The sequence below is a fragment of the Gemmatimonadota bacterium genome (assembly GCA_041390105.1).
GTDB lineage: Bacteria > Gemmatimonadota > Gemmatimonadetes > Longimicrobiales > Gaopeijiaceae > JAGQIF01.
Window position 1 is genome coordinate 423,429 of record JAWKQO010000004.1, and the last position, 21,456, is coordinate 444,884.

The 21,456-nt window shown below is 68.1% G+C and carries 13 protein-coding genes; 7 read left to right on the forward strand and 6 right to left on the reverse strand.

Annotated elements, in window-relative coordinates; translation table 11 throughout:
- The first annotated feature begins 153 nt into the window (after nucleotides 1-153).
- Nucleotides 154-1,689: a hypothetical protein gene (locus R3E10_18375; protein ID MEZ4417729.1), complete on the forward strand. Its 1,536-nt coding sequence runs from the start codon at nucleotides 154-156 to the stop codon at nucleotides 1,687-1,689.
- A 114-nt stretch (nucleotides 1,690-1,803) separates the two neighbouring features.
- Here the strand turns inward: R3E10_18375 and R3E10_18380 are convergent, their stop codons facing one another.
- Both R3E10_18380 and R3E10_18385 read right to left on the reverse strand, forming a co-directional pair.
- Nucleotides 1,804-2,433 (reverse strand): outer membrane beta-barrel protein, encoded by a 630-nt coding sequence (locus tag R3E10_18380; GenBank protein ID MEZ4417730.1) that lies wholly within the window; start codon nucleotides 2,431-2,433, stop codon nucleotides 1,804-1,806.
- 241 nt (nucleotides 2,434-2,674) lie between these two features.
- Nucleotides 2,675-5,290 (reverse strand): M14 family metallopeptidase, encoded by a 2,616-nt coding sequence (locus R3E10_18385; protein MEZ4417731.1) that lies wholly within the window; start codon nucleotides 5,288-5,290, stop codon nucleotides 2,675-2,677.
- 255 nt (nucleotides 5,291-5,545) lie between these two features.
- Here R3E10_18385 and R3E10_18390 point away from each other — a divergent pair, with 255 nt between their 5' ends.
- A complete protein-coding gene (locus tag R3E10_18390) occupies nucleotides 5,546-7,318 on the forward strand; it encodes a gamma-glutamyltransferase family protein (protein MEZ4417732.1) in 1,773 nt (590 codons plus the stop codon).
- A 9-nt stretch (nucleotides 7,319-7,327) separates the two neighbouring features.
- On the opposite strand, the gene R3E10_18395 is transcribed toward R3E10_18390, so the two are convergent.
- Together R3E10_18395 and R3E10_18400 are read right to left on the reverse strand one after the other, a co-directional pair.
- Nucleotides 7,328-9,400, reverse strand: a complete 2,073-nt coding sequence (locus tag R3E10_18395) for a prolyl oligopeptidase family serine peptidase (protein MEZ4417733.1) — start codon at nucleotides 9,398-9,400, stop codon at nucleotides 7,328-7,330.
- Between the two features lie 194 nt (nucleotides 9,401-9,594).
- On the reverse strand, nucleotides 9,595-10,518 hold the full coding sequence (locus R3E10_18400; GenBank protein ID MEZ4417734.1) for a universal stress protein: 924 nt from the start codon (nucleotides 10,516-10,518) through the stop codon (nucleotides 9,595-9,597).
- Nucleotides 10,519-10,793: 275 nt separating this feature from the next.
- Between R3E10_18400 and R3E10_18405 the strand changes: the two genes are divergently transcribed.
- Nucleotides 10,794-12,902, forward strand: coding sequence for a hypothetical protein (locus tag R3E10_18405; protein MEZ4417735.1), 2,109 nt, complete (start codon nucleotides 10,794-10,796; stop codon nucleotides 12,900-12,902).
- 100 nt (nucleotides 12,903-13,002) lie between these two features.
- On the opposite strand, the gene R3E10_18410 is transcribed toward R3E10_18405, so the two are convergent.
- Nucleotides 13,003-13,323: a TraR/DksA C4-type zinc finger protein gene (locus R3E10_18410; protein ID MEZ4417736.1), complete on the reverse strand. Its 321-nt coding sequence runs from the start codon at nucleotides 13,321-13,323 to the stop codon at nucleotides 13,003-13,005.
- A 209-nt stretch (nucleotides 13,324-13,532) separates the two neighbouring features.
- Between R3E10_18410 and R3E10_18415 the strand changes: the two genes are divergently transcribed.
- The 4 genes from R3E10_18415 (at nucleotide 13,533) to R3E10_18430 (ending at nucleotide 19,757) form a co-directional block, all read left to right on the forward strand.
- Nucleotides 13,533-14,153, forward strand: a complete 621-nt coding sequence (locus R3E10_18415; protein ID MEZ4417737.1) for a TetR/AcrR family transcriptional regulator — start codon at nucleotides 13,533-13,535, stop codon at nucleotides 14,151-14,153.
- Nucleotides 14,154-14,269: 116 nt separating this feature from the next.
- On the forward strand, nucleotides 14,270-15,643 hold the full coding sequence (locus R3E10_18420; GenBank protein ID MEZ4417738.1) for a TolC family protein: 1,374 nt from the start codon (nucleotides 14,270-14,272) through the stop codon (nucleotides 15,641-15,643).
- The gene (locus tag R3E10_18425; GenBank protein MEZ4417739.1) at nucleotides 15,634-16,704 is read left to right on the forward strand and encodes an efflux RND transporter periplasmic adaptor subunit; all 1,071 of its coding nucleotides are present in this window, start codon (nucleotides 15,634-15,636) and stop codon (nucleotides 16,702-16,704) included. The genes R3E10_18420 and R3E10_18425 overlap by 10 nt, the downstream gene beginning before the upstream one ends.
- On the forward strand, nucleotides 16,701-19,757 hold the full coding sequence (locus R3E10_18430) for an efflux RND transporter permease subunit (GenBank protein MEZ4417740.1): 3,057 nt from the start codon (nucleotides 16,701-16,703) through the stop codon (nucleotides 19,755-19,757). Before R3E10_18425 ends, R3E10_18430 begins: the two co-directional genes overlap by 4 nt.
- On the opposite strand, the gene R3E10_18435 is transcribed toward R3E10_18430, so the two are convergent.
- Nucleotides 19,745-21,454, reverse strand: coding sequence for a hypothetical protein (locus tag R3E10_18435; GenBank protein ID MEZ4417741.1), 1,710 nt, complete (start codon nucleotides 21,452-21,454; stop codon nucleotides 19,745-19,747). The genes R3E10_18430 and R3E10_18435 overlap by 13 nt on opposite strands.
- Between the last annotated feature and the right edge of the window lie 2 nt (nucleotides 21,455-21,456).

A 21,456-nucleotide genomic window follows, 5' to 3' on the forward strand; every position in this document is an offset into this window, starting at 1 on the left:
TGGTGAAGCGAGCGTGACACCACGCGGTTGGGCTGCACCCCTTCCCCTGAGGAAACACCTTCCATGTGGCTGGCTCGCGCGTTCGTCGCCGGGGCAGTGACAGGGCTCCTCTTCTCCGCTTGCTCGAGCCCAAGCAATCCACCGAGCTGCACGGTGACCGGCGTAGCGGTTGCAGCGAATCCAGGAACCATCAACGTCGGCGGGACCTCGACCCTGACGGCCACGGTCGTCGGCACGGCATCTTGCCCGACGGGCGTCGTCTGGACCGGCTCACCGGGTGGAACGCTCTCGCCCAGCGGCAACACTGCCACCTTCACGTCGAACACTCCGGGCGTGTACAACGTCTTTGCGACCCATGTCGCCAGTCAATTCAGTGGCGGCGCCACGGTCACGGTGAACGCGCCGGCGGGGGTCGCCTGCGGCCAACCCAACGGTACGGTCGTGACCCACTCGGCCGACGTCACGGCGAACGAAAGCTGGGCAGGCAACGGCGTCACACACCGCGTGCCGAACAGCATCTCGATCAGGGGGACTGCGACGGTGACCGTCGAACCCTGCGCGATCGTGGCCTTGGGGCAGGGCGTATCCATCACGGTCCGGGACAATGCGAAGTTGGTGTCCGCCGGCACGAGCGCCACGAGCTCCGTCGTCTTCCGTCGCGACAACGCCAACCAGCCTTGGGGGGCGCTCCGGGGATTCACGCCGACGTCGCTCATCGACCTGACCTGGACTCGGCTGGAGGGTGGCGGAGCCTTTGGGGGGCTGAACGATCCCACGATCGCGGTCATCGGGGTCGGGTACGGGTCACCGACGGCGGCGGTGCTCCGGACGGACAACGTGACGATCCAGGGGTCGCAAGGCGTCGGCGTCAATCTCGATGCCAACGCCGCGTTCACGGCCGACTCCAGGCAACTGCAGATCACAGCTTCGGGCGGCCGGCCGGTCCACACGACCATGATGGCGCTCGGCTCGCTTCCTACTGGCAGCTACACCGGCAACGCGACCGACGAGATCCTCATCCACGGACCGAACGCCAATGTCTTCGCAGACATGACCGTGCAGGAAGTCGGGGTCCCCATTCGCATCCCCTTCACCAGTCTCTACATCGGGCCCACGCCACCCGCGACGGCACCGGTGACCCTCACGGTGCGCCCGGGTGTCACGTTCAGGTTCCCGCGGGTGGGTGGACAACCTGGAGCACGCATGACATTCGGCAGCAACGGGAACGCCCCCAACAACCTCGTCGGCGTGCTCAACGCCGTGGGGACCGCGGCGAAGCCGATCGTGTTCACTTCGGGCGAGGCCAACCCCGCCCCCGGGGATTGGGTGGGGATCTGGCTCAACACGGCCAACGGATCTCGCCTCGACTATGTGCAGATCACCTATGCCGGCGCACCCAACGGCATCCAGTCCAACAACTGCCGCCCCGCCAATACACAGGACCAAGCGGCTCTGCTCGTCGGTAGCTTCTCCAACCAGTACGTGCCACCGAGCAACCTGATCACGAACAGCCTCATCGCGAACAGCGCGTATTGCGGAATCAACGCCATGTGGCTGGCGGCGACACACAACGCGCCAGACCTGACCGCCACCAACCTCTTCCAGAACAACGCGCGCTGCAGGCAGACGTTCAACGGGCTGAACCCTCCTGGTGTCTGTCCAGCGGGCGGGGGATGCACGGCGAATTGATGGAATGACCCGTCTAATCGGAGACGGCGTGCCACCGGACCGGATCCGGGGAAGGCGACCGGGCGGGTGAGTGGGCGATGCGGGCGGGGAGCGTGTTCCCCGCCCGCCGGCGCTCTACCCTCCGAGCCTCGTGCGGAAGCTCAAGCCGAGCGTCACCATCAGGTCATTCTCCCACGCGTTGTCCACGGACTGGACACCCGACTCGAAGCGGGCGAAGCAGTCACGTGCCTCCAACCGGAGCCCGACCATGTCGGTCACCGACGCGTACAGGCCTCCCACGACGTTGCCCATGAGGTCGGTATGACCTTCGAGGCCCGACCGGTTGTAGGCGTAGGTCTCCGCGCCCGCGCCCAGGCCCACGAAGGGCTGGATGCGCCAGTCGACCGGGAGATAGTACAGCCCGGTCAGACCGTACATGTACGCGTTCAGGTCCTCGACTCCGGTCAGTCCACTGGTCGCCGAGAGGTTGGTCGGTAGCCAGGCGAACATGCCCTCGAGGGCCCATGCCTCACGGATCCGGAAGCCGGCGTTCAGGCCCAGCGTCCAGGCGTCGCCGAACTTGCCGTCGTGAACGATGAGGTCGCTCGCGCTCCCCCGGTGCAGCGAGAACTGATTGGGGAGGTCGGCCAGGTAGAAGGTGCCACCCGCGAAGGGCGTCACCTCGAACTCCACCTGAGCTCCCGCCGGCAGGGCCATGACACCAGCCACAACGGCGGCAAGGGTGAATAGACGTAGGATCTTCATGATCCCTCCTCGGACGTACCCGTCCTTTCGAGCAGGCCCGGCGCCCCGCTGGAGGCAGCGCCACGGATTTGGGACCGAAGAACACAATACCCGCCCCAACGGGGCGCGGGCCATCGATGAAGCTTCACCCCGCACGGCGCCGGGCCGCTGTCGGGAGTTCTCTGTCACGAGGTTAAGGGTCTCGACCCCACCGCGGGTCCCTCCCTGCCGCTCGCGGCAGGCTCCTGACGATCAGGGTCCGTCACTCGTGGTCCATCACGTTCCGACCGGTGGGGCTGCGACTCATCAGCGCATTGAACAGCAGCTTGAAGGTCCCGTGGGTCTGGGCCCGGTGCTGGGCGCGGAAACCGATCAGGATCACCTCTCCCTGGCCGTGCTTCACACCCACCATGGCGGCCTTGTCGGCGATCACGTCCTCACCCCAGAGCTGGCCGCTCTGCAACACGTCGCGGTCGGCGTAGGACGCGATGCGCCGGACGTCGGCGCTCCCGGCACCCGCCTCCACCTCGTAGACCTGGCTTGCGCCGAAGAACACCGCCAACGTCTCGTTCGGCATGCCGTAGGTGAGCGGATCGTCCGCCATGCGCACGCGCAGCGTGGAGCCCGGGGCCCAGAACTCCTTGCCGGGCAAACCGTCGACGATATCCCGCACCGGCAGATCGAACTTGTCGATGGCCAGCGCGCCCGCCTCGGCGAACGTCACCAGCGTGCCGCCACCACGCACGAACTGGTGGAGTGCCTCAGCGCCCTCCTCCCCGAACCCGCTGCGGAATTCGGGTGGGTATTCGTCGGCACGCTCGGCTGTGGCCTCTCCGGTCATCATGCCGGGACTGTCGTCGGGCAGGAGGATCACGTCGAAGCGCCGATTCAGGTTTCCGGCGCGGATGTCCGCGTCCATGACGGTCTCGTACGGAAACTCGAAGTCCTCGAGCAGCCAACGCGTCCATCCTTCGTCGATGTTGCCCCCGTAGTAGCGCTGGTACATGGCCACCCGTTGGCGTCGCAGCGGGTCAGTCACGGAGCCCGGATCCTGTTGCTGCGGAAGGAAGTCCACCCCGGTCGCCGCCGCGACACGGCGTGCGACGTCGGCGGAAAGGTTGGCCGGCACCACGAAGTCGCCGGATCGCAGCCCCTGTCCGCTCTCCCGGGCACGCCGCACCTCCACTCCTTCGTTCCAGAGAAGGTTGACGGCCTTGAAGCTGGCGTTGAGGGCACCGGCCAGCACGTAGCCGTACGGACCCACCTGCACCGCTCCCACCGGAGTGGGCGCTTCAGAGAGCACGGTGGTGGGAGCGCTCACCGCCGTCTCCACCGGATCCACTCGCACGCCCATGAACTCGGCCATCACGTCGCCCGACATATCGTACGGCCGGATGGGATTGCCCTCAGGGTCGATGGTATACGAGTTCTGTGGATAGAACGTGCGTCCCAGCAGCCAACGGATCACGCCGCGCTTGGGCTGGGACATGGTGACCACGTAGGTCCCCGCCTCGTACACCCGGCCTTCGTGCGTGAACCCCTGATCGGCACGCCGGACCTCGATGCCTTGCAGCATCAGCTTCTTCACCATGAGCTGCATGGTGAGCGGATCGTGCTGATCCGCCGGGATCACGTACGCGGCGGGAGTGCCCTCACTGCCACGCTCGATCTGGCGGCTGGCCTTCAGGTAGGCGTTGCGCAGAACGGTTTCCCGGTTGCGGGCCGCCATGTCCAGCGTGGCCATGAACGCCACCTTCTGACGGTCCACGATGTCGCGCACGCGCCACCACCCGCCCTTCCAGGGACTCGGGAAGGTGGTCTGCGCTTCGTACTCGGGGAGTTGGCGCGATCCGCCCAGCTGTTCGGGGTGCACGTACAGCGGGCTGGCCATGCGCGGGCTGGCCGATTCGGTCAGCATGCCGGCGATGTTGTGGAAAGGCGTGATCCAGTGGAAGCCGAAATGGCCCCACCCCGAATAGATGGCCGCATTGACGGCGCCATCCAACCCCGCCTCGTCCATCTTGTACGCCATGTGGGCGCCGTACCATGCCATCTCACGCCACACCAGCGGATCGCCCTCGGGCCGGATGGGCTCGGCGTAGGGCGGTAGGTAGATGCGCGCGGTGTAGCCACCCATCTGGTGGTGGTCCACGTAGGCCTGTGGAATCCACTCGCGGAAGAGGATCTGTGCGCCGTATCGCGACTCGGCCGTGTTCTGCATGAACGCGTCACGGTTGTTGTCGTGTCCGATGTAGTGGTGATAGAGGTTGGGAAGTCCCACGCCCTCGTATTCGGTGCCGGTGGTCCGGGTCACCCAATCCGCCACCATGATCTGCCCGTCTGGATTGAAGCAGGGGATCATGATGCCGATGGTCTCGTCCAGGATGCGTCGCATCTCGTCGTCTTCGCGCGTGACGAGGTCGTAGGCCAGCTCCACTGCGGTCTGCCCGGCCGCCACTTCGGTCGAGTGCAGGCAAAGCGACTGCACCACGACCGCCCTCCCCGTCCGAATGGCAGCCTCGATCTGGGCCTCGGACGCTGCCCGTGGATCCGCCAGCAGCGCGTTCAGACGCTGGTACTCGTCCAAGCGGGCATGGTTGGCCGGTGAAGTGACGATCAGCGCCAGGAAGGGATTCCCCAGCGTGGTGGGCCCCATCTCCCACACCGCCATGCGGTCGGACGCCTCGCCCAACATCCGGTAGTACTCCACCATCTTGTCCCAGCGCGCCAACCTGCCGTCGCTACCCATGCGGAAGCCGAAGTAGGCTTCGGGCGTGGGTACCTGAGCGGCCTGCGCGGACAACCCGGCGGGCGTCAGCACGCCGACCGCGGTGAGCAGGGCAAACACGGTCGAACGGATGGACCTGGGGCGGTTCATGGCGGACTCCTGCGGCACGGCGGTACACAGCGACGAACGGCCACCGGGGGCCATCAGGGCCCACTGGCGTGCCTCCCGCAGTGTCCGGCGTGCAACGGGCTCGGTCAAGTCGAGGGGAGGCGGCCAGCGCGCAGGGCGGGCGCTCCCGCTGATCCCTTGCTCTCTTCAAGTGGGCTCCGGACCTTGAGGCGGTGCCCCGACCCGTCGAGCGGGTCCGCGGGTCGCCTCGGCCACGAACCCGACGGAGCGAATCGCATGACTGCCGTTGCTCGTCTCGGTCTCCTGCTCGGGCTGCTCGCAGCGGCCTGCGGCTCGCCCTCCACCCTTCCCCCTACCCCACCTCCGGACATGGGGCGCCGCATCATCGCCGAGCATGGCGCGGTGTCGTCGGCGAGCCCGTTCGCGAGTGAGGCCGGCGTGTCGATGCTGCGCGCCGGAGGCAACGCGGTCGACGCTGCCGTAGCCGCAGCGTTCGCGGTGGGAGTAGCCGAGCCGCAGATGTCGGGCGTCGGTGGGAGCGGCGCCATGACGCTTTGGCTGCAGCACGAGGGTCGCGCCGAGTACCTCGACTTCTACGCTGCGCAGAACGCGGACACCTGGGCGGCAGCCTTCGCGTCCGGGCGCGTTCCCGCCGAACGACAGGGCCCCGCGGATCTACGGGTGGTGGGGATTCCAGGAGATGTGGCCGGGCTCCTCGCGGTCCACCAGCGCTTCGGACGGCTTTCGCGTCAACAGGTGTTGGAGCCGGCGATCCGACTCGCCGAGGAGGGCTTTCCGGTAAATCAGGTGCTGGCCGAGTTCATTCTCTCCTCCGAGGAGAAGATCAGCCGCTTCGAAGCCTCCAAGGCTCTACTGATGCCAGGCGGGAAGGCGCTCGCACCTGGAGACCGCTTCCGGAACCCGGAGCTGGCCGCCGTCCTCCGGCGCATCGCCGAGGCGGGCGTCGACGGATTCTATCGAGGTGAGACAGCGCGCCGGATCGTGGAGGCCTTGAACGCGCACGGGAATCCGGCGACGCTGGACGACCTGGCCAGCTACCCGGTCCAATGGGAGCGGCCGGTGTGCGCCACCTACCGGGGCCGAGTGCTGCTCTCGGCACCGCCGCCCCAAAGCGGGGCCAACGTCCTTGAGGTCCTCAAACTGGTGGAGCCCTACGACCTTCCGACCCTGGGGCTCCCCACCCACTCGGCGCCGGCGCTGGACGTGCTCGCCTCCGCGTTGCGGGTGGGAACGGCGGACAACCGCGGCAACGGCGACCCCAATTGGTCACCGATGTCCGCGGCAGGCCGGGTTTCCGAGGCCTACACGCGCGAGCGCGCGGACCTGGTGGGCAAGGGCCGGGTGGTGTCGCCGGTGCCGGACGGCGACGCCCTACGCTATGAGGCGTCGGCACCGCCCGCGGCCTGCGCGGCCTTCGACCCGTATGGACCGACACCCGCGCTCCCTGGAGTGACCGGGCCCGGAGAAGCAGAGGACGATGCCGCACACGGTGAGACGACGCACCTGTCCGTCGTCGACGCCGAGGGCAACGCGGTCTCGCTCACCCAGACCAACAGCACCGTGTTCGGCTCTGGCGCGAGCGTGCTCGGGTTCTTTCTCAACGACTCGGGGTTCCAGTTCACACCCGAGACGGCCAGCGCGTCCTCGCTCTCCCGCTGGCGCACGCGCTCCACAACCATCTCGCCGACGGTGGTTCTGCGCGACGGTCGGGTCGAGATGGTGGTCGGTGCGCCGGGAGGCGGGCTCATCCAGCCGACCATCGCCCAGACGATGGTCTACGTGCTGGACTACGGCATGGACCCGTTGGATGCCGTGCGCATGCCGCGGCTCTTCGCGAACCCGGGTTCCGCAGAGGTCCAGATGGAGACCGGGTTCACCGCCGGCGCGCTCGAGGGAGCCCGCGCGATGGGCTGGGAGCCCACTGCGCTGCCCCCGGGCTACGCTCGGATCTACATGATCGTGCGGCGCGGGGATCGGTGGGTCGCCGTCGCGGATCCGCGCCACAATGGGGAACCGAGGGGCTACTGAGCGCGCCGCTCAATCCGCCGACGGGCGCGCCGGCTTGAGGTACGTCTCCCACCACTCCAACTCGCTCATCGCACGGTGCACTTCATTCCAGTGCCCCCGGATCGCGTGCGCCATGCCCTCATAGATGAGCAGCTTCGCCGGCACGCGCTGCTTCTTGAGTGACGTGTAGAGCTGGATGGCGCCTTCCAGCGGAACCCGGTAGTCCTGGTCCCCGTGCACGAACAACGTGGGGGTGCGCACGCCGGCCGAGTTGAGGAAGGCGGACTGGCGGATCATGATCTCCCGCGCTCGCGGCTCCCAGGGCCGCCCGAAGAACTCGGTTTCCTTGGTGCGGGCCACGTCCGAGTGGGCATAGTTGCTGGTCCAGTTCGATGCGCCCGCTCCACTCACGGCCGCGGCGAAGCGGTCCGGATAGCGCGTGATGAGCCAGTTGGTGAGGATGCCCCCGTAGGAATGTCCGGTGGTGCCGACTCGTGAGCGGTCGATCGGGTACCGCTCGATCAGGTGGTCGACGCCGGAGAGGACGTCCTCTCCATCGCGCGTGCCCCAGGCGCCCCAGGTGGCCCACTTGAAGGCGTCCCCGTAGCCCGTCGAGCTCCGGAAGTTGGGCAGGAAGACGAAGTAGCCGCTGGCGGCGAAGAGCTGGCTCTTGAAGTCGAAGCCATAGCCGGACGCCGAGTGCGGCCCCCCGTGGTTGACCACGATCAGCGGGTAGGGTCCACCCTCCGGATCGTACCCGAACGGGGACAGCAGGAAGCCCTCGATCTCGGTGCCGTCGTAGCTCTGCCAGGTGATCCGTTCGCCGGGACTGGTCGCCACCCCATCCAGGAAGTCCCGGTGAACGTCGGTGAGCTTCCGCTCGTCGCTCCCATCGATGTCGGCACTCCACACGTCGTCGGGTCGGTCGAAGGTGCCCACCGTGTAGGTCATGCGCCGGAAAGCGGCATCGATGTCGAGATCTCGGATGCGGCGCTCTCCCGTGGTGACCTGCTCCACCGGTCCACCGGTGGGCGCGACCCGGAAGAGGTGGGTCGCGCCGCCGATGCCGGCTGTGAAGTAGAGCCAGCGGCCGTCGGGCGACCACATCGGCCGGCCGGCGTCCAGATCCCACTCCGCCGTCAGGTTGAGCGGCTCACCGCCGTCGGCCGGGCGCACATACAGATCGGTAGGCCCCCCGTGGTCGAGCGCGCGGTCGATGATGAAGTCGGTCCCGTAGGCGCGCACGTAGGAGATCCAGCGCCCATCCGGCGAGTAGCCCACGCCGGAATAGGTGTAGCCGTCGTCGGTGAGGCGGGTCAGCGCTCCGTCGGTCGTCACAAGGAAGAGATCGGGCCGCCCATACGCCAGTTCGTCAAGCACCGATTCGTCCGCAGTGAACAACAGCGTGCGCCCGTCCGCCCGCCACGACAGTTGCTCCGGCTGCAGCCCGAGGCGGGTAAGCTGAACGGCCGGCCCACCGCCTACCGGCTCCAGGAAGATCTCCCTGGGCGCGTCGTCGCGGCGATCCGGTAGCGGAAACGGCTGACCGTCGCGCACGAAGGGATACCAGTCCACCTGAGCGCCTTTGAATCGCGCCTCATGGCGTCGTTCGAACTCAGACCCTTCGGCCTCGGCGGGCGAGGGCATGGGCAGGGCTCGCACCACTGCGCGCCAGCGGCCGTCCGGGCTGGGTAGCCCTTCCGGATCCGACTCGAAGGCCTGGGCCGCCCCATCGGGCGCGCTGGGGTCCACGGTCCAGAGGGCCCCCTCGTCCGTGGTGAAGCGCAGGCGCCCTGCGCGCGTCCAGGTGGGGTCACGCACGTCCGCGCCCGCATGTGTGATCCGCAAAGGAGCGCGTGCTCCGTCGGCGCGGACCAGCCAGGTGGCCACATCGTCCGTGTTGGTCTCCTCCACCGGAGTCGAGACGGTATAGGTGACCCAGCGTCCGTCGGGAGAGATGCGCGGTGCCCCCACGTCGAGCAGGCGGTAGTGGTCTTCGAGGCGGAGCGGGCGAGGCTCGTCCGTGCGAGCGACCGTCTGCCCGACGGCGGGACGCGTCGCATGGAGAAGCAGGACCGTGACGAGCGCGAGGGCACGGCGCATCGGATACCTCCCAGGAAGCGGGCCGGAACGGCCAACCTACGGGAGGAGCCGAGCGATTCACAACGCAGGGCCGACGTGGCGTTGAGCAGGGGCGCGCCGCACCTTTCGCTGAGCGCCCCGAGGCGCGGCGGAGGAGGCCGGGTCATGGCCTCCCCCGCACTCGCGTCCGGGGGACACCTCGTCCCGTTGCGGAACTAGGCCCGATTCGGCGGCGGCTGCACCAACACCGGCCGAGCGCTGCCGCGGATCACCTTGTCCGCCACGCTGCCCAGGATGAAGCGGTTGACCGCACCATACCCGTGCGTTCCCAACGCGATCAGGTCGGCATCCAATTTTTCGGCAGCTGCGAGGATCGTCGCGGCCACCGGATGCCCGATCTCCACGCGCGTGCCCACCTCGTAGCCCGCTCGCCTCAGCTCATCCGCCACACCCTCGAGGTACTCCTTGGCGTCCTCGACGGCGTCGACCCCGTTCTCCTTCGGGATCAGGGTGGTCCAGGGGCCGAAGGTGACTTCGGAAGCCAGAACGTGCAGCAGCGTGATCCGCGCGCCCATGGTACGCGCCAGCTTGGTGACGGGGAGGAGCGCGTGCTCTCCCACGTCACCGCGATCGAGGGCCACCAGGATGTGCTGGAGACGAGTCGGCTCTGGCCGGGTCTCCCCTTCCTTCCCCGGCACGAGCAGCATGGGGTGATACGTGTGCCGAAGCAGGGCTTCGGCGCGACTCCCCAGCCAGAGTCGACTCAAGCCGGTGCGCCCGTGGGTCGTCAGGACGATGAGGTCGGTGTGCTCCTCTTCCGCATGCGCGTCGATCGCGTTGGGAACGTCCCCTTCCAGCAGCGTCCAACGGGCAGGCGCCATCAGATCGGACCGCACGTGGCGCGCCACGTTGCCGAGGTAGTCGGCTTCCTTGGCGCGGTCATGGCGATCGTACTCATCCAGGTCGATGCCCTGGAACTGATACTGTGTGCCCCCCAGGAGGTCGATCGGCGGATGAGGCACATGCACGTGCACGACCTCCACCCCATCCGGGTCCGAGGCAGCGATCGCCGCCCCCAACGGCAGAGCCCGCTCACTCAGCTTGGACCCATCCAACGGAATCATCACCCGGACTGACATGGCTCCCCCCTCCTTCCGGACGGGGCCGCGGCCAAGGGATGCACCGGACGCCGATCCGGCTCGCGCAAACCACACCCACTCTGATCCAAGCTGGCCGGGTGGGCTCGGCCGGCGCAGCCGGGAGGGGAGCCCGATCCCCCGTCGGGAAGATCCCGCGACGGGCACCCGGCCGGTCGAGGCCGGGTCCGAGGTCCCCGTGAGGGTGACACCCCCCCGACGGCGCCCTCCAGGATGAGCCACCGACACGTGGAATCGAGAAAACCCTGGAGGATACCATGTTCGCACCCCGCACCCGCACCGCCCCGCAAGGACGGGCCCGGCGTCTGCTGCCTGGCCTCCTCGCGGTGGGCGTGGCCCTGAGCGCCTGCGCCGACGACCTCGACCCGCTCGGGCCGTCGATCTCGGAGCCCAGCGTCACGACTCCCCCGACGCAGCCGCCGCCACCCCCTCCCCCTCCGCCCACCACCAGCACAGGCGCGGGCTCCAGCCAGAACAGCTTCGGCAAGGAAGGCGTGAAGGCGACGGGCGACGTCACCGAGACGGCGGAGGGTCTCTCGGTCAACGGTGGACTCTCGCTGACCACCCAAGGCCACACGGTCGAGTTCGTCGACGCCAGCATGAGCCTGCGCTACGACGAGGCCGGTCGGGTGGTCGCCGTCTCGGGAACGGCCAAGGTCCCGCCGCCCAGCGACCGGATCGAGTTCGCCGAGCCACTGGAGGCGGACATCGGGCTCTTCTCGGGCGCCTTCCTCAACCAGAATCGCGAGCTCCCCATCCGACTCAAGGACGACACCGACTACTTCGTCTACCGGATCAAGGCCGCCTTCGAGATGCGGATCGCGACGGGCGAGACCGGTGCCAACGCCACCAAGCCGCTGGTGGTGCGGGCGCCCATCGGCGGTGAGATCCTGATGATCGTCGACTACACCGACCCGATGTACTACGTGTACGGCGCCCAGGACCTGATCGGTAACGCCGGCATCGGTCGTTCCTTCAACGGCCGCATCCCCTTCGTGCCTGACCTGCCGGTCAACGGTTTGGGGACGTTCGACGGCCAGAACACGCGCACCGGCAGCTTCACCATCTACAAGGTGATCGCGGTGTCGGGGCAGATGGTCGACAACGAGACCAACGAAGTCCACCTGTCGCTGACCGATCCGTTCGCGACCGACGTGAGCCACAGCTATCAGGCGGGCTACAACGGAGAAGCCCAGCTGGACCTGTTCTTCAAGGACTTCGTCGGCATGGAGATCCCGCTGGCCCGGGCCAGTGGCGGCGTGTTCGGCTCGGCCAGCCTGCAGAACGGTCTGGGGGCCCACGCCTACGTCCGCGGCGAGACGGCCGACTTCTCCTGGTGGCCCACGTTCCTGCCGGTCAAGCCGGCCAGCCGCCTGGACGTCGAGGGGTTCGTGCAGTCGACCGGCGCCTTCGGGCTCAGCCTGGAGGGTCAGTACGGGTGGGAGTTCCCCTTCGGTACGGCAGCCTACACGGGACGCTTCAGCATGTCGCCGGATTCGATCGGGCTGACCGGGGGCCTGGTGGCCGGCAGTCAGAGCTTCGAGGTCTCGGGTGGCATCACCAACCGGGCCACCTCGCTGGACATCAAGCCGCCGACGGCGCTGGTGGACCTGGTGACGGCTGACGTGCAGGCCCGCATCTCGGACGAGATCGCGAGCGCCGAGAAGGCCTGGAACGACCTGCAGAAGGCCACCGGCGACTACGAGGTCGAGCTCAGCCTGCGCGGCCTACGTACGCAGATCCCTGGCATGATCGATTACGCCAAGGCGGAGATCAATCGCCAGATCTCCAGCCGCCTGGCATCGCACCGCGGCACGGTCTACTACTCGACGCTCAGCAGCGCTGTGTACGCGGAGCGCAACAAGTACTTCCGCGAGCTGGATGCGCTCAAGGCCGCGGCCCAGCAGATCCAGGACAACGACGCCACCCGCAAGGCCATCGAGAACACCCTGCGCCGCGTGGCGGCGCGCAAGATCATGACCTTCACCTACCGCTACAAGGTGCTGGGCATCACGGTCAAGACCGTCACGGTGTCGGTGCGCGTGCTCACCGACGCGCAGGCCGCCCAACTGGTGTGGGCCGCGGACCATGTGAAGTACATCAAGGAGACGTCGGATCTGAAGCTCAAGATGCAGCAGATCTACGACACGGTCCCTGGCAAGGAGCTCTTCGAGAAGGCGAAGGCCGGGCTGGTGAACGCTCCCTTGGTGCAGTCCGTCGGAATGGAGATCCTGCACCAGAGCGGGAACTTCTCGGTCTACGTGATCATGGGGGGGCAGCGCCACAGCCTGGGTCAGGTCAACCCCTTCGACCTGCCGACCATGGCGGCGAATTTGGCAGAGCTGGCCTGGAACCAGATCTTCTGATCGGAAGCAGATCGGACAGGCAGGGTCAACAACGAGCGGGGGCCGGTGCCACGTGGTGGCCCGGCCCCCGTTTCACGTCAGGCGGGCCGAGCCCCTGCCCTTACGCGCACTTCGCGCAGACCGTCGTGGTGGGCAGGACATCCAGGCGCTCGGGCTCGATGGGCCCTCCGCACCTGGCGCAGGTCATATAGATGCCCTCGTCGATGCGCTCGATGGCCCGGGCCATGGCGTCGACGCGCTCCCGCGTGCGCTCTTCCAGCGCCTCCAATACCTCGTCGTTCTCCATGAACTGGGCCATCTCGGTCCAGTCGGACGGGATGTCCCGGTCCTCGTTACGCAGGTGGCTGGTCAACCGCGTGTGGCGGGACAGGAGACCCCGGAGGTCTGTTTCCAGGCGCTTGCGCACGGCGTCGAGGTCCATCGGGGGCCACTGGAATGAGGATGAGGCTCGCGAGTCCCCGGCCTCCGGGGCGAGCGAGAGGAGGGCCACCATACCCCACAGGCTCGGTCGGGGTCAACGGAACTCCCACGGACGGGGGAGGTTGGAGCCGCGGCCCGCGGGCACGACCCGCCCCTTGACTAACTTAACGTCGTTAGGTACGATATTGTCGTTAGGATAAGGAGGACTCGATGGGAAGTGCCGAACGGAGACAGCGAGAGGCGGCGGAAACCCGGCAACGCATCCTCGATGCGGCGCGGGATCTGTTCGTCCGCGACGGCTACGAGGCGACCTCGATGCGAGCCATCGCGGACCGCATCGAGTACACGCCCACGGCGATCTACCACCACTTCCAGAACAAGGAAGCCCTGCTCAACGAGCTATGCCAGCAGGACTTCCGGGCCCTGGCCGCGGCGTTCCAGCGCATTGGGCGGGTGGAGGATCCGGTGGAGCGCCTGGAGCGGATCGGAGCCGCCTACGTGGACTTCGCGCTCGACCATCCCATGCACTACCAGCTCATGTTCATGACTCCTCGCCCCGGCCCCGACCACCCCAAGGGTATCGAGAAGGGAGATCCCAGCGAGGACGCCTACGCGTTCCTGTTGGGGACGGTGCGGGAGGCCATGGAGCAGGGTCGGTTCCGCGAGGAGCTCACGGACGCGGAGGAGGTGGCCCAGGTCCTCTGGGGGATGTGCCACGGACTCGTGTCGCTGCGCATTGCCAAGGCACACGACCCGTGGGTGGAATTCCGGGACATGCGGGAGACCGCGACGCACGGACGACAGGCCCTGCTGAGGGGTCTGCTGCGCTGACCGGCGGCGGGGAATCCGCTTTTTTTTTCACTCTAAACTTAACGGTGTTACATATGCTGACGCAGTTAAGATCACCGACGGAGCCTGGTCGGGGGGAACGCATCCGAAGACCAGCTGTGCTGATCGCCACGCTGCTGCTCGCGTGGGCGCGTCCGGCGGAAGGTCAGTGGCACGGCACGCTCGAGCCCGATCGCTCCGCACTCGATCGCGTGGTCGAGGACGCGCTGGCGAACAACCTGGGGCTCGCCCAGGCGAGCGCCTCGCTGGCCCGCGCCGAAGCAGAGGTGCGCGAGGCTCGTGCTCGCTACTTCCCCGCCCTCACGCTCAGCAGCCGCTACAGCGAGCAGTCGGGCACGCTCAATCTCGGCGACCTGGTCAACCCGGTGTACGGCACGCTCAACCAGCTGACCGGCACCACGCAGTTTCCGACCGACCTGGACCTGAGGTTCCCCTTCAACCACGAGTCGCGGCTGCGGCTGGTACAACCGGTCTTCAACGCCCAGATCCGCGCCGCCCACGCCGCCAGCACGCATGGCTACGCCGCTCGGACGGCCGAGCGGCGGGCTAGCGCGCGAACGTTGGCAGCCGGGGCACAGACTGCCTTCCTGCAGGTGGGGGCAGCACGGGCCGTCGCGCACATCTGGGCCAACACGCTCCCGCTCGTCACCGAAGCAGAGCGGGTGGCGCAGCGTCTGGTCGACGCCGGGAGCGCCACTCCGGATGCAGTGCTCCGGGCCCGGGCCGAACGATCCGATGTGGAGCAGAGCCTGCAGGAGGCTGAGGCGCAGGCGGACGCCGCCGAGCGCGCCTTCAATCGGTTGCTCGACCGCGCGCTCGACACTCCAGTCGACTCGATCGCGGAGCTGGCGCTGCGAATCCCGGTTGCGCTGTCGCTCGACGAGACGGTGGCGCACGCCCTGGCGCATCGGGAGGAGCTCAGCGCCCTGGACGAAGGCGTGGGAGCAGCGGAGGCGAGCGTGCGGCTGGCGACCTCGTCCCTGCTGCCCGATCTGGCCGTGGCAGTCGACTATGGCTTCCAAGGTCGGGACCTGCGTTTCAAAGGCGACAACGACTTCTGGGTCGCGTCGCTGGCGCTGTCCTGGAACGTCTTCAGTGGAGGCCAGACGCTGGCACGCCGCGACGCCGCCCAGGCCGACGTGCGGCGCGCGCGCCTGCGGCGCGAGGAGGTCGAGGGTCTGATCCGGCTGGAGGCCCATCAAGCCTGGGAGGCTGCCACCGTCGCCTTCGCAGCGATCACCACGGCCGAAGACCGTCTCGAGGCCGCCGCGCGCACCTTCCGCTTGGTCCGCCGCCGTTACGACGAGGGCCTCGCCACCCCCATCGAGTTCCTGGATGCCCGCACGGCCTTCACCACTGCGGAGCTGAACAAGGTCCTCACCGTCTACCGCTACGCCATTCACTGCATCGAGCTCGAGCGCGCCGCCGCGCTGCGCGACATCGCACCTCTGGGAGATTCGTCATGGAACTGAGGAATGCATTCCGAGCCCTGCGCCAGGCGCGGGGTCCGCTGGGGGCCCTGGCTCCCCTCGTGATCGCGAGCGCGTGTCACGCCGGCTCGGCGCAGGAGCCCGTTGTGCAGCAGGCAGCGGTCTCGGTGGGCACCGCGCCGGTGGAGCGACGCACGCTCGAGCGGCCCATCGTGGCCACGGGGACCTACGGACCCAAGGACGCGGTGGCGCTGAGCTTCAAGGTGGGGGGCGTCATCGCTTCCATCGCCGTCGACGAGGGCGCCCGGGTCGCCGCCGGCCAGGTGCTGGCCCGCCTGGAGCAGCGGGAAGTGGAGGCCGGCCTTCAGAAAGCCCGCGGCGTGCTGACCAAGGCGGAGCGCGATCTGGAACGGGCGCGCCGCCTGTACGAGGACAGCGTCGCCACCCTCTCGCAGCTGCAGGACGCGGAGACGGCTGCCCAGATCGCCCGTGCCGACGTCGACGCTGCGGAGTTCAACCGCCGCTACGCCACCATCGTCGCTCCGGCTGGCGGCGGCGTGCTGCGCCGCGACGCCGAAGCGGGCGAGACGGTGAGCCCGGGAACCGTGGTCCTCACGCTGGGAAGCGCGCAGCGCGGCGCCGTGGTGCGCGTGGGGCTCGCGGACCGGGACGTCCTGCGCGTCGAGCGTGGTGATTCGGCCACCATCACCTTCAGCGCTCTTCCGGGACGCAAGTTCACGGGACGCGTCACCGAAGTGGCCGGTGCCGCCACCCCCGGAACGGGCACGTTCGCCGTCGAGGTAACCCTGGACGGAGCGCCCCGGCTGGTCGCCGGCATGGTGGGGCGCGTGTCGATCCGACCTGCCGAGGCGTTGGTGCGTGACGTGGTTCCGCTGGAGGCGGTGCTGGAGGCGGACGGTCACTCTGCCGCAGTGTTCACGCTCAGCGCGGACGGCCAACGGGCCGAGCGGCGCACGGTGACGGTCGGGTTCATCGACGGAGCGCACGTGGCCATCGATGGAGGCTTGGATGGTGTGCGTACGGTGATCACGGAAGGCGCGTCCTGGTTGAGCGATGGAGCGTTGGTGAGGGTGAGCCGATGAAGATCCTCGAATTCCCGATCCGGAACTATCAGTTCACGGTGATCCTGTTCGCGATGCTGGCCGCGCTCGGACTCAGCTCCTGGAGTGCCATCCCGCGCGGGGAAGATCCTCCCCTGGACTTTCCCACGTACACCGTGGTGGCGGTGCTGCCGGGGGCGAGCCCCAAGGACCTGGAACGGCTCGTCATCCGTGAGGTGGAGGAGCGGCTGGATGCGCTCGAGAAGGTCGATCGCATCACCTCGCTGGTGAAGGACGGAGTGGCAACCGTGGTGGTCGAGTTCGAAGAGACGGAGGACCCGGAGAAGCGCTACGAAGAGGTGCTGCGCGAGATGAACGCCTTGAGGCCGGAGCTGCCGGCCGAGCTGGTGCGCTTCTCGGTGGAGAAGGCCACCACGCTGAACGTGGCCATCGCCCAACTGGCACTCGTGAGCGAGGACGCGCCCTACAGCGAGCTCGATCGCCTGTCGGAGGCGCTGGAAGATCGGTTGAGCGCGGTCGCCGGCGTGCGGACCGTGGACCGCTGGGGCGTGCCCGAGCGGCGCGTAGAGGTCACCCTGGACCTGGGGCGGCTCGCCCGACTCGAGGTGCCGCCCAGTCAGGTGCTGCAAGCCATCGGCAGCGAGAGCGCCGATCTGCCCGCCGGGACGGTGGAGGCCGGAGCGCGCTCGTTCAACGTGCGCGGAAGCGGCTCCTACGAGACGCTGGAGCAGATCCGCAGCACCGTGGTCAGGAGCGCGGACGGACAACTGCTGACCGTGGGCGACCTGGGCGAGGTGACCTGGGGCTACGCGGACTCGACCTACCAGGCCCGTCACAACGGCACGCGCGCCGTCTTCGTCACCGTCACTCAACAGGACGGGCAGAACATCGCCGCCGTGCGCGACCGGATCTGGGACGCCCTCGACGCCTTCGAGCAGGGCTACCTTCCCGACGGCGTGCGCCTGGAGCGCGGGTTCGATCAGTCTGCCAACGTGTCGCACCGCCTGTCGCGCTTGGGAGAGGACTTCCTGATCGCCATCGGGTTGGTGCTGGTCACCTTGCTGCCCCTGGGACTGCGGGCTGCAGGCATCGTGATGATCGCCATCCCGCTGTCGCTGGCCATGGGCGTGAGCCTGCTCTACTTCACGGGCTTCACCATCAATCAGCTCTCCATCGTAGGAGCCGTCATCGCGTTGGGACTGCTGGTGGACGACTCCATCGTGGTGGTGGAGAACATCACCCGCTTCCTCCGGGAAGGCCGTACGCGCACCGAGGCAGCCATCGAGGCCACTCGGCAGATCGCCGTCGCCGTGATCGGATCGACGGCTACGTTGGTGTTCGCGTTCGTCCCGCTTCTGTTCCTTCCCGGTGGCGCCGGGATGTACATCCGCTCGCTCCCGTTGGCCGTGGTCTACACCGTGGTGGCATCCCTGCTGGTGTCACTCACCATCATCCCCTGGCTGGCCAGCCGCGTGCTGAGGCAATCGGAGCCCGAGGGTGGCAACCGAGTGCTGCAGCTGTTCGAGCGTGTGATCCACCGGACCTACGCGCCGGTGCTGGAGCGGGCTCTGCGACGCCCCGGCCTCGCCCTGGGCGCCACGGCGGTGTTCGTGGTGGCCGTGTTGGCGCTCATCCCCGCCGTGGGATTCTCCCTCTTCCCCAAGGCGGAGACTCCGCAATTCTACGTCAACGTGACCTCGGCCAACGGCGCGTCGCTGGAAGCGACCGAACAGGCGGCCCGGTTCGCGGAAGGGGTGCTGCTGGAGCGCCCCGAGATCCGCTCCGTGTTCACCTCCGTGGGCCGCGACAACCCCACCGTCTACTACAACATCTTCCCCAGGAGGGAGAACCCGGCGGTCGGCCAGCTGTTCGTGGTGATGGACGAGTACTCTCCCGGGCGTACGCCGGCCTTGCTCGATTCGCTGCGGACGCGGCTAGCGGCGTATCCGGGCGCGCGCCTGGAGCTACGGGAGTTCGAGAACGGCCCCCCTATCGACGCGCCCATCGCGCTCCGCGTTCAGGGCCCGTCCCTGGATACCCTGCGGACCATTGCCGCGGAGGTGGAACAGGTGCTCACGGCCACTCCGGGCACCCAGTACGTGAACAATCCGCTCCGTCTGCAGCGCACCGATCTGCGCGTGGAGGTGGATCGCGAGAAGGCCGGGCTACTGGGCATCCCCACCGTGGAAGTGGACCGCATGCTGAGGCTGGGCCTGGAGGGCCTGCAGGCAGGTGTGTTGCGCGAGCCGTCCGGCGACGCGCGCCCGGTGGTGGTGCGGTTGGACCGCGAGCATCGCGCCCAGCCCACCGATCTGGACCGCATCCATGTGGCCTCGCTCGCCGGCCTGCTCACGCCCCTCCGGCAGATCGCCGACGTGCGCTTCGAGGCGGACGTTCCGGAGATCCAGCGCGTGGATCGAGAGCGCTCGGTCACGGTGACCAGCTTCGTCCGCACCGGTTTCGTGACGGACCGCGTGACGCGGGGCGCGCTCGAACAGCTGGAGTCCCTGGCTCTGCCGGCCGGATACCGCCTGGTCGCGGCCGGGGAGATCGAGAGCCGCGAGGAGAGCTTCGGCGGCGTGGGCAGCGCGATCATCGTCGCGACGTTCGCGATCCTGGCCATTCTGGTGTTGGAGTTCGGCACGTTCCGCAGCACGCTGATCGTGGCCTCCGTCATCCCGCTCGGCGCGGTGGGCGGCATCCTGGCGCTCTTCCTGGTGGGGCAGACGCTGTCGTTCACGGCGACCATCGGCTTCGTGGCCTTGATCGGCATCGAGATCAAGACGTCGATTCTGTTGGTCGATCTCACCAACCAGCTGCGTCGCGAAGGGATGGACCTGGAGGAGGCGATCCGACGGGCGGGCGAAATCCGCTTTCTGCCGATCCTGCTGACCGCCATGACGGCGATCGGCGGCCTGCTGCCGCTGGCACTCCAGGGTCAGGGGCTCTACGCCCCGCTCGCCTGGGTGATCATCGGCGGGCTGATCACGTCCACGCTGCTGGGCCGGGTGCTCACGCCTGTGTTGTACAAGCTCCTTCCGCCTGCGCTCGACGTCGCCGCTCAGCGCGCCTGAGCGCTGGCCTGCCCCACCACCAAAGCGGAGCGAGAAGCCATGTCCCGGTAGTAGCGGACGAAGCGTTGGGTCTCGAAGGTCTCGTAGTCGGCCAGGTTCATGGCCCAGCGGTAGGCAACGGGCTGGAACCACAGCTCAGCCTCGACCGTGAACGGTCCCCGCGCGGGATCCACGTCCAGCGTATAGCGCACGCGGTCACCACCGGCGCCGAAGTCGGCGTCTTCGACCGCCGCGCCGCGGGTGGCCACGCGCGAACCGCCCGCCGCCGCATCGAAGCCTTCCGGCTGCAGCCGGTTGTCCTTCAGCCAGCGCTCGGCGCTCATCAGGCCCGTGGTGACCGCCCCCGATCCATCCGCCATCACCGCCTCGTAGATCTGTACCTGCTCCGGTGTCGTGATCTGCGTGTAGTGCGGCTCGTAGCGCGCCGGGTCCGCGTCGTTGTCATTGCCGTCAATGCGACCGTCCGCCTGGAAGGCCCCCGACTCGAAGGCCAGCGAGCCGCCGCGATCGCGCACCGTCAAATGGATCCAGGCCCGCCGCGATGGATAGGCCGTGGGGAACTTGTGTCCGGCCAGGTTGTGGATGCGCACGTCCGCGTGGAGCTGCTGCCCCAACACCATCGCGTTCTCCACCGCGACTTCGACGGTGCTGGTGCGCAGATGTGCCTCCGTCCGGTCCGCAGACAGCGCCAGTTCCTGGGGGAGTGCCGTCACACCCAATTCCGCCCGGTAGCGACCCAGCATCCTCAGCATGAAGAAGTTGCCACCGCGGAAGACGTGTCTGGACACGTTGGGGCGTGCCCGCCCCAAGACCGCCGTCACCGGAACGTCCTGGCCCACCTCGGGCATGTGGCAGTCCTGACAACTCTGCCCGTCCTCGGCGTAGCGGCTGACCTTCCATTCCAGGTACGGCGCCTGCTCCGGGAACTCGGGTCCCGTGACCTGGCCGCCCTGCACTGCATGCGTGAACAGCGTGTGACAGCTCGCGCACAATTCCGAGGACTGGATGTGCCGCCCCTCGGTAGGCCGGAATCCTGTGGCCGAATGCATGATGCCGACGCCGCCCGCGTCGGGTTCGAAGGGACCGTACATCGGCCGGCCTTCGGCCGGCGTCGCCTCCGTGATCCGAAAGCCTCCCGTGAAGCTGGCGTCGGTACCGAGACCGTCCGGGACGATCTGGTGACAGGCGCTGCAGGAGACACCATCGGCAGCCAGCACCGCGGTGGGGCTGTCCGAGCCACCGATCGGCAGGTTCTCGAACACGCCGGGCGAACGACCCGCGCGGGTGGCCACTTCGTTGGCCATGGGCATGTGGCAGCGGCTGCACTTGGCTTCGATGGCCTCCTGTGCTTCGGGGTAGTCCGTGATCTCCCGGCGCACGGCCGCCTGCCAATACGGGTCGCGCCCGCTGTTGGCCATCATGGAGGCGCGCCAATCGTAGCCGATGGAGACGTCGACGCCTTCGGTGGTGGACACACCCTTGTGACAGGCCAGGCAGCGGTCGGACGTCTTGAAGATCTCGGGATCGTCGAACAGGGGTGCAGGCAGCAGCGCCGCATCGCTCGCGCCATTGTCGGCCGCACCCGCAGGCCGGCCCGAAACCGCCGCCACCCCGTCCGGACGCTGCGCGGCGGACGTGGCCGCTACCACCATGACCGCACCCACCAGGCTCGAACCCACCAGAAGCCAGCGCGTCATCT